This is a genomic window from Streptococcus troglodytae (assembly GCF_002355215.1).
Lineage (GTDB): Bacteria > Bacillota > Bacilli > Lactobacillales > Streptococcaceae > Streptococcus > Streptococcus troglodytae.
Genome location: NZ_AP014612.1, coordinates 34,659 through 47,953, shown reverse-complemented (window position 1 = coordinate 47,953; position 13,295 = coordinate 34,659). Strand labels below are relative to the sequence as shown.

7 protein-coding genes and 5 pseudogenes are annotated in these 13,295 nt (G+C 38.7%); all 12 read right to left on the bottom strand.

The window, feature by feature from the left end:
- Positions 1-31: 31 nt before the first annotated feature.
- Positions 32-517, bottom strand: a complete 486-nt coding sequence (locus SRT_RS10305; RefSeq protein ID WP_161939999.1) for a hypothetical protein — start codon at positions 515-517, stop codon at positions 32-34.
- Positions 518-529: 12 nt separating this feature from the next.
- Positions 530-1,969 carry an amidophosphoribosyltransferase gene (purF, locus tag SRT_RS00300; RefSeq protein WP_128832651.1) on the bottom strand — a complete coding sequence of 480 codons (1,440 nt, stop codon included), beginning with the start codon at positions 1,967-1,969 and terminating at the stop codon, positions 530-532.
- A 238-nt stretch (positions 1,970-2,207) separates the two neighbouring features.
- A pseudogene (locus tag SRT_RS00295) lies at positions 2,208-5,932 on the bottom strand (phosphoribosylformylglycinamidine synthase).
- A gap of 9 nt (positions 5,933-5,941) precedes the next feature.
- Positions 5,942-6,649, bottom strand: coding sequence for a phosphoribosylaminoimidazolesuccinocarboxamide synthase (purC, locus tag SRT_RS00290; RefSeq protein ID WP_128832650.1), 708 nt, complete (start codon positions 6,647-6,649; stop codon positions 5,942-5,944).
- A 120-nt stretch (positions 6,650-6,769) separates the two neighbouring features.
- Positions 6,770-7,351 (bottom strand): annotated as a pseudogene (locus SRT_RS00285) (ATP-binding cassette domain-containing protein).
- Positions 7,352-7,630: 279 nt separating this feature from the next.
- Positions 7,631-7,876: pseudogene (locus SRT_RS11075) on the bottom strand (ABC transporter transmembrane domain-containing protein); the annotation flags it as partial.
- Between the two features lie 76 nt (positions 7,877-7,952).
- A complete protein-coding gene (locus tag SRT_RS00275; protein WP_128832649.1) occupies positions 7,953-8,876 on the bottom strand; it encodes a cysteine peptidase family C39 domain-containing protein in 924 nt (307 codons plus the stop codon).
- 190 nt (positions 8,877-9,066) lie between these two features.
- A pseudogene (locus SRT_RS00270) lies at positions 9,067-9,964 on the bottom strand (helix-turn-helix domain-containing protein).
- A gap of 144 nt (positions 9,965-10,108) precedes the next feature.
- Complete coding sequence (locus SRT_RS00265) at positions 10,109-10,828, bottom strand: hypothetical protein (protein WP_128832648.1); 720 nt, start codon at positions 10,826-10,828, stop codon at positions 10,109-10,111.
- The gene (locus SRT_RS00260) at positions 10,818-11,639 is read right to left on the bottom strand and encodes an ABC transporter ATP-binding protein (RefSeq protein WP_128832647.1); all 822 of its coding nucleotides are present in this window, start codon (positions 11,637-11,639) and stop codon (positions 10,818-10,820) included. Before SRT_RS00260 ends, SRT_RS00265 begins: the two co-directional genes overlap by 11 nt.
- 478 nt (positions 11,640-12,117) lie before the next feature.
- Positions 12,118-12,447: a hypothetical protein gene (locus SRT_RS00250; RefSeq protein WP_128832645.1), complete on the bottom strand. Its 330-nt coding sequence runs from the start codon at positions 12,445-12,447 to the stop codon at positions 12,118-12,120.
- A pseudogene (locus SRT_RS00245) lies at positions 12,440-13,284 on the bottom strand (ABC transporter ATP-binding protein). Before SRT_RS00245 ends, SRT_RS00250 begins: the two are co-directional and overlap by 8 nt.
- Positions 13,285-13,295: the final 11 nt, after the last annotated feature.

Here is a 13,295-nt window from a genome sequence, read left to right as displayed (position 1 = left end):
TCTTTTTCTTTGGAAATAGCAGAGCTGCTAACTATTTTACCTTGGAAATTTTGTATCGTTTTCCCAATTCAACCATTGTTAAATCAATACTCTTTAATAATTCCTGCACCTTAGATCTCTCATCATCAACAAGTTTAGGTTCTAGATTTTTTACAAATCTAAACAATTTGATTAATTCTTGTTTTAATTTTCTTTGATTAGCTACTGTATAAAAGCCACCAGCTACTAGAACCACGGGGACTGCTACAGAAGCTGTCAAAGTTGCAATTCCTCCAACTGCTCCACCAAAACCAAAACTAGCTAATGCAGCCATAATCTGAGCACCTGACATTCCAGATAACCAAGTGAAAATTGTGGAGATACCTAAAACTCCTGTGCCAACTCCGCCTAGAATAGCAGCTAGTTCTGGAGTTATTGCTTCAGAATATTCTTGCTTGAAGGGATCCTCAACAAAGCTATTCAATTCTAATGCAAAAACTCTAAACTGTTCAACTTCTTTTTTCTTTATGAAAGCCACTTATCTCCCCCATCAATAAAAACTAACCTTCTCATCCAAGCTTTTACGATACTCTTCTTCGTAATCGTAAAGCGGTGTTGGGTACTTGCCATCAAAGTAAGCGACACAGAGACCACCGTTTGGGGCATCTGTTTCAAGTCCGATAGAGTCAATCAAGCCGTCAATAGACAAGTAAGTTAGGCTATCTGCTCCGATAATCTGGCGTGTTTCTTCGACAGTATGATTGGCCGCAATCAATTCTTTACGTGTTTGAATATCAATGCCATAAAAACATGGATAGGCCAACGCTGGACTGCCGATAGCCACGTGAACTTCTGTAGCACCAGCTTCTTTCAAGAGCTGAACGATACGACGTGAGGTCGTTCCACGCACAATGGAGTCATCAATCATGACGACACGCTTGCCTTTAACCACTCCAGATACGGCAGAAAGCTTCATGCGAACCCCTTGCTCCCGCAATTCTTGCGTCGGCTGGATAAAGGTTCGCTGAGTATATTGATTTTTGATGAGACCCATTTCATTTGGTAATCCTGATTCTTCGGCGAAGCCCATAGCTGCGCTGAGTGAGGAATTAGGTACGCCGACCACAATGTCTGCCTCATGTTTAAACTCACGCGCCAGCTGTGCTCCCATACGTTTGCGAGCCGTATGAACATTAACTCCATGAATGCTTGAGTCAGGACGGGCAAAGTAAATATATTCCATGGAACAGATGGCCAACTGCGTATCTGTCGTGTAGGTATCATAGGTGATACCTGAGTCGTCAATGACAACCACTTCACCCGGCTTAACATCACGAATCCACTGGGCACCAACCACTTCAAAGGCACAAGTTTCAGAAGAAACGACAATAGCTCCATTTGCCATTTTACCAATAGAAAGCGGACGGAATCCATTTGGATCAAGAGCTGCAATCAGCTTATCTTCCATCATGAGAAGGTAGGCAAAGCCGCCTTTCACGCTGGAAAGGGCCTCTTTAACTTTGTTCATAAAATCCGTTTGTTTGCTGTGGCGAATCAAATGAGCCAAAATTTCCGTATCAGACGAAGAAGAGAAAATCGCACCTTTTTCCTCCAACTCCTGCCGCAGTGTCACAGCATTAATCAAATTACCATTGTGAGCAAGTCCAAACTGTGTATCGTGAAATTTGAACCAGAACGGCTGGATATTATCAATTGAAGCCTCACCAGCTGTCGCATAGCGGACATGTCCAATGGCTGCAGAACCTGTCAACTTTTCCAAATCAGCTGGATTTTTGAAAACTTCTGAAATTAATCCTGTATCACGATGTCGCATCAATTTGCCAGCATCATTTGTCAGAATGCCAGCACCTTCTTGCCCACGGTGTTGCAGACTATGCAGTCCAAAATAAGTGACTTGAGCTGCTTGAGGGTGTCCCCAAATACCAAAGACACCACATTCTTCATTAAGAGATTTAACTTCGTATGTCATTTTTACCTATACCTTTTATCTTTTGATGTTTTCCTTATGTAGTACGGACGAAAGCAACTCCTTTTGGAATTTCATTCTTAGATTTTGAGCCTATTGTCTCAAAATCTCTGTCACTTATCTTGTAAAACAAGATAAGTGTTTTGCCACGGCGGAAAACATCTTGGGTTGACTCGCTTCGCTCGCCATCTCTTCTCATCGTCATAGGTGATATTTCGAGGAAACTTTTTCAAGCAGTAATCTATTTCCCAGTAAAGTATTTCACTGCACTTTCAAATAAGTGTTGGTCTTTACTACCTGGTATGTTTTGGAAGAGCCCGTTTTCATAACGTTCCGAGTGTCCCATTTTACCGATGATTTGTCCGTTCTTGCTGGTGATCCCTTCGATAGCGTTGAGCGAACCGTTTGGATTGTATTTAGAATCCATAGAAGGCTTGCCATCAAAGTCAACGTATTGACTGAAGATTTGACCATTGTCACGAAGTTCTGCAAATTCCTCTGCCGTCACGACAAATTTCCCTTCACCGTGAGAAACTGGAATGGCATGAATATCACCGACCTTCACACCTGCCAACCATGGAGAGTTGGTATTAGCGATACGGGTTTCCACCATCTTAGCTACGTGTTGGTTAGCATCATTGTAGAAAAGAGTTGGACTTATCTCAGTTGCATCTTCAAAGTTACCATATGGAAGAAGACCTGATTTAACAAGAGCTTGGAACCCATTACAGATACCGATGATGAGGCCACCTTTTTCAATAAAGGCATCAATAGCTGCGCGAACTTTTTGGTTCAACAAGATATTCACGATAAATTTAGCTGAGCCATCTGGCTCATCTGCCGCTGAGAAGCCACCGACAAAGAAGATAATACTGGCTTTAGCAATGTTGTCAACCATAGTGTCAACAGAAGCCTCAATCGCTGCTTCATTAAGAGTCACAAATGGCACTGAGTTGACTTTGGCACCAGCTTGTTCAAAGGCCTTAGCTGAATCATATTCTGAATTGGAACCAGGGAAAACTGGGATATAAACCAGAGGCTGTGCAATTCTTTCTTTAGCTTTGATAACAGCATCAGATACCACAGCAGGTACTTCTTGAATGTCTGTTGCTTGTTCAAACTCGGTTGGGTAAACCTCCTCTAACCTGCCCTCAAAGGCTGCAAGTAATTTCGCAGCAGACAGGTTGACACCATTGACAGTTACTGTAAAGTCTGCTACGGTTTGACCAATTTTCACTGCGTCAGCAATGTCTTCATCAGATGTAAAGACAAAACCACCAAGCTGCGCTGTCAAGCTGCTGTCAAGCTCTGTCAATTCTACAGAAGCACCAATATGATTACCAAAGCTCATGAGTGCTAGGCTTTCAAGAACACCGCCGTATTTAACAGCAGATGCTGCTGTCACCTTATGCTTAGCCTGAATGGCTTCAAATTGTGCAAAGTTATCTTTGATTAAGTCAAAATCAATGTTTTCTGAAATAGCTTGACCTGAGATGTAGTAAATGTTCTCCCCAACAGTCTTGAATTCTGGTGAAAGCACCTGGCGACTATCTACTGTTGTCACACCAAAGGCAACCAAGGTTGGCGGTACCGTCAATTCTTCAAAGGTCCCTGACATGGAGTCCTTACCACCGATTGATGGCAAACCAAGTTGGATTTGTGCCTCGATCGAACCAAGCAGAGCAGCTACTGGCTGACCAAAGCGATCCGCTTGTTTATCCATGCGTTCAAAGTATTCTTGGTAAGAGAAACGCGCACGAGACCAATCAGCACCTGTTGCTACCAAGCGAGCTGTCGCTTCAATAACAGCGTAAGCTGCACCATGATAAGGTGACCACTCTGCAATATAAGGATTGAAGCCCTGTGCCATGACAGAAGCTGTCGTTGTGACACCATTTTGTACTGGCAATTTTTGCACAGAAGCTTCAGTGGGCGTCATTTGATAACGACCGCCGATTGGATGATTAACTGTTGAACGCCCAACTGAGCTGTCAAAGATGGTTTGCAACCCTTTTTGACTAGCGTGGTTAAGGTCAGACAAGACTTTCACTGTGTCTGCTTCAAGTGTTGCTGCTGACGTTGTACGCACCTCAGGAAGAGCAACATCCTTATCCACAACGTTTGCATCAACAACCACACGCACTCCGTTGGTATCAAGGAAAGCACGCTCCAAGTCAACGATGGTTTCACCATTCCAAGTCATGACAAGGTTTGGTTTGTCAGTAACGGTCGCGACAACAACCGCATCAATGTTCTCTTTATGACATGCTGCAATAAAGGTGTCTACATCACTTGGACGAACAACAACAGACATGCGTTCTTGTGACTCAGAAATGGCAATTTCGGTACCGTTAAGACCTTGATATTTTAGTGGCACTTTGTTAAGGTCAATTTCAAGACCATCTGCCAATTCACCAATAGCCACACAGACGCCGCCAGCACCAAAGTCATTTGATTTCTTGATGAGACGAGTAACATTGCCATTGCGGAAAAGACGTTGAATCTTACGCTCTTCAATAGCATTCCCTTTTTGCACTTCGGCACCTGCTGTCTCAACCGATTCAACCGTTTGAACCTTAGATGAGCCTGTAGCACCACCGACACCATCACGGCCTGTTTTTCCACCAAGAAGGATGACCACATCCCCAGCTTTAGGTTTTTCACGAACGACATTTTCTTTTGGTGCGGCACCGACAACGGCACCTAGCTCCATACGCTTAGCAACGAAGCCTAGATGGAAATACTCTTTAACATAGGTAGTCGCAAGTCCTATTTGATTCCCGTATGACGAATAGCCGTGCGCCGCCGTTTTAGAAATGACTTGTTGCGGCAATTTCCCAGTGCGTGTTTCTGCTATTGGTGTGGTAATGTCACCTGCACCTGATATACGCATAGCCTGATAAACATAAGAACGACCTGACAACGGGTCACGAATAGCACCACCGATACAAGTTGCAGCTCCACCGAAAGGCTCAATTTCCGTTGGGTGATTATGGGTCTCATTTTTGAACATGAGCAGCCAAGGTTCTTTGGTACCATCTACATCTACCTCAATTTCAACCGAGCAGGCATTAATTTCATCCGACACTTCCATGTCATCCAAGCGACCATTGGCACGCTCATAACGACCAAAGATCGTCGCCATATCCATAAGCGTCTGTGGCTTTTTAGAACGTCCCAATTCGTCACGCATGGCAATATATTTGTCGTAAGTCGCCTGCAATTGTTTTGGAACTTAGAAGCTGAAAAGTTAATATTTTTCAATTCTGTTTCAAAAGTCGTGTGACGGCAGTGGTCAGACCAGTAGGTATCCAAAACTTTCAATTCCGTTTCTGTTGGCACGCGCCCAATTGATTTAAAATGATCTTGAATGAAAACAAGGTCATCCACTTCCATAGCCAAACCTTGCTCCGCCTTGTAAACCGCAAAATCTTCAGCTGTATAAGTCTTGAAGAAATCCAAATTTGGAATTGTTTTGTCAGAATCTGAAAATTCCTGCGGACGAATAGGCAAGGTAATATCTTTGAAACGCGAATCAACTGGATTCAAAAGATAATGCTTCACCGCTTCCAACTCAGTTGCATCAATATCCTTATTAACCAGATAAAGCTGGGCAGTATTAACCGTTACCTTGCTGTCACTGCCAAGTAAGAGCAAAGCCTCTTGTGAACTTGCTGCCCGCTGATCAAACTGACCCGGCAAAGCTTCGATAGTAAAAAAAGCATGGCTGTTAAGATCCGCCTGCACAGCTGCTTCATCTAAAATGGTGTCTGTTACCTGCTCAGAAAAGACATACTTCTGCGCACGCGCAAATAGGCTTTCTTCCAAATTAAAAACATCATAAACCTGCACAATACGCAAGTTTTTCAAAGATGTTAACTGCAAATTGTGAGTCAATTCTCTTACCAGCGACTCTGACTTCACACCAAAGTTAGCTTTTTTCTCAACAAAAATACGTTTATCCATGTTCAATCCTTACTTAAGTTCTTGCAATTTTTCCCATACCATTTCATACACAGCCGTTAATTCTCCTAATCCCCTTCGGAAGACATCTTTGTCCATGTGATGCCCTTGCGCATCCCAAAGACGACAGTTATCTGGTGAAAACTCATCTGCTAGGATAATTTTCCCATCTTTATCAAAACCGAATTCCAATTTAAAATCAATTAATTTAAGTCCGATTTGATGGAACCAATCTGACAAGAGTTTGTTTATCCGACGTGTTTCAGCTTTAATATAGGCAATGTCTTCATCATTAGCAAGCTTTAAAAATTTCACATGTTCATCATTAATAAAAGGATCATCCAAATCATCATTTTTGTAGTAAAATTCAACAATTGGCTTCTCCAACTGAATACCTTCCTCAACGCCAAAACGTTTGGAAAAAGAGCCTGCTGTCACATTACGCAAAACAACTTCAAGCGGAATAATCTTAACTTTTTTATTTAGTTGTTCTGTTTCCGAAATCTTTTTAATAAAATGCGTTGCAACCCCAGCTGCATTTAATTTTTCAAAAATTAAAGACGAAATCTGATTATTAAGCTGCCCCTTACCTGCGATTTGTTCTTTTTTCACTCCGTTAAAAGCTGTCGCTTGGTCTTTATATTGAGCAATAATCACATTTTCGTCTTCTGTCGTCAAAATATCCTTAGCTTTACCCGAATAAATGAGTTCCTTTGCCATCAAATTGTTCGCCTTTCCTAAAGTATTCATCTTATTTTAACATACCCTCAATTCAAATTCAACAATCTACAAACTTTATAATAAAACCAAAAATATTGTTCGTATTTAACGAACAATATTTCAGAGAGTTGCCATCAAAAATGAGAAAGGACGATGATTTATTCTATCTTTAATTTTCTCTCCAGAGTCAATCTCAACAATTCGATCAGCATAATAAGAAACACTGCCTCGGTGAGCAATAAAAATAATCGTGCGATCCAATTTAAATAAATTGGCAATGACTTTTTCTTCGGTATCACAATCTAAACCACTAGTTGCCTCATCAAAAATCAACACAGGCTGTCTGGTTAAGAGAGCACGTGTAACAGCTAAACGCTGTTTTTGACCACCAGATAAACCGCCATCTTCTGAAATCTGTGTTTAAAAACCTAAAGGCATTGCCTTGATATCGTCTAAAATTTCAGCGATCGAACAAACTTCCATTAAGCGATCGTCCGTTACGTCTCCTTCAACCCCAAGAAGTAAATTATCTAAAATTGTTCCTGTAAAAACATAAGACTGCTGTGGCACATAAGTTACTAATTGGTGCAGCTGGGAATAAGCTATCTTATCTCCGTCTAAGAAAGAGTCACCGCTGCTAACAGTATAATAGCCTGCAAGAATTTTTGCTAAGGTTGTTTTTCCAGAACCGCTTTTCCCCATAACAGCGATCTTTTCACCACATCGAATAGATAAATCTAAATTGCACAGCGTTTCCTGCTGATAGCCAAAACGATGTCCTATTCCTTTCAGTATCAGCTGATCAAAGACTGGCTTAGCTAGATACCCTCTTTCTTCCTTGCTAACAACATAAACTTCCTGTAACCGTTTATTGGCAACCTTTGCCTGTTGTAATTTGCCTTGTAAATTGATAATGTTAGTCAATGGCGTTGTGAAATAACTCAGCAGCATATTATAGGTGACTAATTGTCCAACAGATAGCTCATTTCGCATCACAAGATTAGCACCATACCAAAGAATTAAAACATTAAATACTAATTGAACGATGCTCTTTAGACTGGTTTGAATTAACTGCCATTTACTTTTCTTAAGTGACTTTATTAAGTAGTCATGAAATTTTTCCTTAATAAAATGATAACGCCGATCCTCTACACGCAAAGACTTTAATGTCTCAATCCCACGCAGGTCATCAATAATGGCAGTATTCACTTGGCTATTAGACTCCATCACTTGATAATTCTGTTGCTCAAAAATTTAAAAAATGAAAAAATAATCAAAGTGTATAATGGTACAACAATTAAAGTCAGCCAAAAAGTTGATGGTTTTGAATAAATAAGGCAAGAGCCAAAGTAAGTACAATGGTAACATCCAAAAAGAGCGAAAGTATGGTTGAAGCCAGAGCATCAATGATGGTACTGGCATCTCCAAATCGAGAAGTAATTTCTCCTGTCCGCCGTGAAGTGAAAAAACTCATTGGCAAAGACAGAACATGCTTAATATAGGGCAAAATCACCTCAGCCGATAAATAATTACTCAGTTTGCTTAAGAAATAGTCTTTAAAAAAGGAGAGAATCTGCTGTCCAATATAAGCAACACACAGCCCCATCGAAATAATGCTAAGTACTGAGTAAGCAGCGCGTGGAATCAGACTATCCAGCATAGCCTGCAAATAGTAAGAGCCTGCAACGTTGATGATAGTTACGACAAAGCTAAGAGTTACAATAGTCGCAATCAGATCCTTCTTTTTAAATAGAATAGGAACAAAGGAGAGCAAGCCCGGTATCTTTTCTTTATGAACCGTGTAGTCTTCATTAGGCTCAAAGAATAAAGCAACAGCTGTCCATTCCTTGACAAAATCTTCACGTTTCATCGTAACCATCTTACGGCTTGGGTCAGGGTCTCCAATGATCAACTGCCCATTTTTTTGACCAAAAATAGTATAGTAATGCTGCAGACTCTCATTTTTGACCACATACACAATAAATGGATAGACCAACTCCTCTTCATCAAATAACTGCATATCTGCACGAATGGCCTTTGTCTTCATTCCCAACTGCTTAGCCGCTTCAATCAAACCTAAGGCCGATGTCCCTTCACGAGATGTCTGTGCCAGTTCTCTCAGATAAGCCAAACTATACTTTGACCCATAATGCTTCAGGATCATCGCCAAAGCCGCTACTCCGCAATCACGCTCATCACCTTGAGAAATATAAGAATACCGAGTCAATAGGTCCCCTTTCCATTCTAGTAATAGTAATACTTTTCATTAAATTAGAATTAAAATCAAAGGCAAACAAAACGATGTCAATAAGATAAAAGCCTTTCTTTTCTCATGTTATAAACTACTTTCATTGATAATTATATTCTACTAATTAAATAACTAAAAAAATAGTGACAGATTTGTCACTATCATCATCTTACAGCCCATCCTTTTTCTTTTCTTCCTTTAATCCCAGCTCCAGCACAGAATCACCCAATATGGAAGCAAAAGCTATCGCCTCATCATAGTATGCAGTCGCTTTTTTTCTGTCTTTCTCATAATTTAAGTAATATTTCCCTTTAATCGCGAGGATTCCTGGCTTATAGGTCTGCTGCTGTGCTTTTTCTGTTAAACGTAGTGCTTTCTCAATAATAGATAAAATATTCTTATAGTCATTATGAAACATATAGATATTAGTAGATGTAATTAAAGCATTCAATAATTCTATATTATAGCAATCATCTTTGGATATCTCCTGCTTGAGCAGTTTGCGCACTATTTTTTCAAAGAGCTTTTTATCATAAAATGTTTTTCCATAAATTTGCAGGAAGTAATAATCAATCACCAGTAAATCATTAGACGAGAATTTTTCTTTTTTGTGCCTGATCAAAAACATCTTCAAAAATTTCCTCAATCTTTGGTCCTTTTTCATGCTTTGCAAAATTCATGATATTCTCAATAATATCTAGCGTTAAAAGCTCTTCTTCAGGTAAAATTGGAAAATAACGATCATAAATATCTTCAATCATTTGAAGCTTTTGTTCGATTCTCTTTTCATCGCCATAAGTAGGAAACTTTATTAACCGATTTTTCAGTTCATAGTACTCATCTGGAATATCAATATTGTCCTCTGCTAGTAGATTAGACAGGCTTGTCTCCAAGCGCTGTGCAATATATTCTAATTTTTCCAATGAAGGCAGGGATTCCCCATTTTCGATACGCAGCAGCTGACGGACTGTCAATTCATCCCCATCTAAACAAAGAACTTCTCGGGACATCCCTTTCTTTTCACGTTCTGTACGGATTCTTAGTCCGATATCTTCTTTAATACTCAACTGCCTATCCTCTTTTTAAATCTTTACTCTTTGTCATTATAGCATAGATTTTTTCATTTCAAAACAAAAAGACCCTCAGGCCTTTTTGACAATTCTATCAAAGATATTCCACCGTGAATGAAATAGAACTCGAACTTACATTTATCAGACAAAAGCTCGCTTTCTATAGACAAGAGGTAAGAGAGATAATAATACAATTGACCATATCAGTAAGACCAAAAGGTGATGTACACTAAAGGATCTGCCACTCACAAAGACACCTTCCATAAAGATAAATGGAACATTTTCCATAATTTTACTCATGATATGACCAAAACTATAAAGGTAAACGCAGAGATATGAAAGAGCCCGAACTCCAAAGTATACCGTCAAAAATGAGGTTAACGTGTTTTTTAGAACTAAGACAACAAGGGTTGACAAAACATATATAAAGGCTGCGTAAACAGCAAAATCAAGATAAATATGTTTAGCATAGACTTCTAGATTCACTTCAACATGATAATATCCATACTTATAGATTGCTAATTCCGCAAGTAAGAAACTAGCAGAAATAAAAGCCAGAAGAATAAAATCAACCCATTTTCGTACAAGCACTTCAATTCCCGATAACTTACTAACACGAATCATGTTAATGGTACGATACTGAAACTCCTTACCAAAGCTAGAAACTCCTAGAAAGACAAACATAATATCTGCTAAAAATCTATAGCTGCCTATAATACCGACAGCACCATAATGAGTATGACAGTAACCGTCAGAAATAATAATAATGGCTCCTATTAATAATGTCAGCACCGTAAAGACAATAACACTTTTTGAAAAGAGTTCCTGCTTCAAAAATATACTTCTTTGCTTAGTTTTCATCGAAAAATACCTCACTCAATCCTGCCTTTTCATATTGGATAGTAATCCCTTCCTTATTTAATGCAGCCTGAACAGCTTGAAGATCACTAACAATAATATCATGATTTTTTCTTTCAAAGACAATATCATGATGCTTTAAGGTATCTATTAAATCTTTAAGGCTTCTATCCTCGCTGTAAATCTTATATTTCGCATGTGCTCCATCATCAAGACTTGTTAACTGATGATTACGAAGTAAGAAGTTCTTATTACACACTTGATCAAGATTCGCTAAAATATGACTCGAAATAATAAAGGTAATACCATATTGATTCGCCAGCTTCTTGATAAGTTTAAGCAAACTATCAATTCCACTAGGATCCAAGCCATTGGTTGGTTCATCAAGCAGAATAAATTCACTTGAAGCAATTAAGGCAATAAATAATCCTACGCGCTGTCTCATACCAAGTGAAAGTTTAGAGGTTTTTCTGTTAAGATATTCCGCTACATCAAGGTCATTTTTAAACTGATCAATAATAGCATAGTCCTTACCATATAAATTACAATAAAATTTTAGGTTTTCTTTAACGCTAAGATATGGGTAAAGAGCCGGCGCTTCTATAAGTGCCCCCACACTATCTGTATGTAAATCAAACGTTCCAACAGCACCCGGTAAAATGCCAGAAATAATTTTCATTAGGGTTGTTTTGCCTGCACCGTTGTTTCCAATTAGTCCAGCAATGTCTCCCTTATCTAAGGAAAAGGAAACATTATCTAATACCGTTTGTCTGCCAAATTGAAAATAAAGTTGCTTAACTTCCAAAACTGTCATTGTGCTATTCCTTTCATAACAAGGATACCTTTGCATCCATCCATTTATAGGCTGTTTTTGGCCTATATCATCTAAACACTAGTAAGTTAAGATACAAATAAACTCTCTAAAGATTCTTCTTCAGTGTCTTAAGGAGTAAAGTATCAAGAATTAAAAAACAATTATCCATAAACTCAAACTTAGTATCGCTATCAGACTAGTGGACAAAGTCAATTGATCCCAATGTAAAAATAATTGAGTTTCCAGCCCCATAAAACTATAGTCAGTAAAAGCAGCAACTGTCCTATTAATACGAGACAGCATTGGCAACAAAACAATAATAAGCATAGAAGGAATTGCCAAAGCTTGAGATATTGTTCGCACCTTAGCAATCAATCCCAAAATAAATAAAATAAGACAACCACAATAACTGTCATCAAAGTTATTACAGTATAGGGAATAAACATCTGTCCAATCTTAAAATTCAAAAGAAGAGGAATTAAAAAACAGCTGATATGCCAATAATAATGGGAAAAATCAAGCTAGACACAATGTACTCCCAACTCCTAACACCACTAAGCAGCAATTCTTTAAGGGTTCTCTTTTCCTTCTCCTCTGTCAAAAGTATTTGCATAGGACCGCCAACTGTCATTGTTAAAATCATTGATACTGACAACATTAAATTGAATTGTTTGGCCTCATAGCCCGAGTGGTTTAAACTGTAAAGATAAGTTAGTAAAAAAGGCAGCAACATTTGAATTCGAATGCTTTTACTTGATGAAATGATTTTTTGTCTAAGCCAGAGTAAGGATTTTACATTACTAATCACTAAGCTTTCCCCCCGTCAGTTTAAGGAAAATTTCCTCAAGAGTTGGTTCACAAGTATGTAGTGTTTCAATCTGATCCTGATGATCAATGGTAGATAAATCTTTGAGAAAAAAGATTTTTTCAGAGCCATCAGAATAAGTTACCTGAATTTTCTTTTGGCGATTATATTTTTTGACTAAATCTGCTGGACTGCCTTGTTCAATAATTTCTCCCCGATTTAGCAAGACTAAATTATCACACAAAAGTGAAGCCTCCTGCATATCATGAGTCGTTAGAAATATTGTCGTTCCACTCTTTTTCAATTGCAACAATAGTTGATGTATTTTTCGGGACATGGTCGGATCCAGTCCTGAAGTTGGTTCATCTAAAAACAAAATTTTAGGATTTTTAATGAGAGCCCTGACTAAAAGCATCCTCTGCCGCATACCTATTGACAGTTTCTCGGCCAAAGTATTTCTGTGCTCATAAAGACCGAACCGCTTTAATATCTCATCTAAAACCGCCTGCTTTACTTTATAAAATCGTTTATAAAATAACAAATTGTCATACATTGTCAGTTTTTCATAATAACCGCTGCTATCTGTCACTAAACCAAATTTAGCTAAATCTTCAGGCAGTAAACGATTTACTGGTTTCCCTAAAATACTGGCTTTGCCAGCATCAGCTTCTAACTGTCCGGTTAAGATATTAATGGTTGTTGTTTTACCTGAACCAGAAGGTCCCAAAAACCAAAAATTTGTCCTTCAAGTACAGACAGGGTAATATCTTTCAAAGCTGCATCATTAGAAAAAAATTTTTTAATATTTTCAGCTTGAATGACTAATTCTGAAGAAAACATATTTAATCCCT

Coding starts and splice junctions, on each gene's coding strand:
- SRT_RS00265 (WP_128832648.1), bottom strand. CDS start 10,828: ATGAAAACTAAGCAAAGAAGTATATTTTTGAAGCAGGAACTCTTTTCA.
- purF (WP_128832651.1), bottom strand. CDS start 1,969: ATGACATACGAAGTTAAATCTCTTAATGAAGAATGTGGTGTCTTTGGT.
- purC (WP_128832650.1), bottom strand. CDS start 6,649: ATGGCAAAGGAACTCATTTATTCGGGTAAAGCTAAGGATATTTTGACG.
- SRT_RS00260 (WP_128832647.1), bottom strand. CDS start 11,639: ATGACAGTTTTGGAAGTTAAGCAACTTTATTTTCAATTTGGCAGACAA.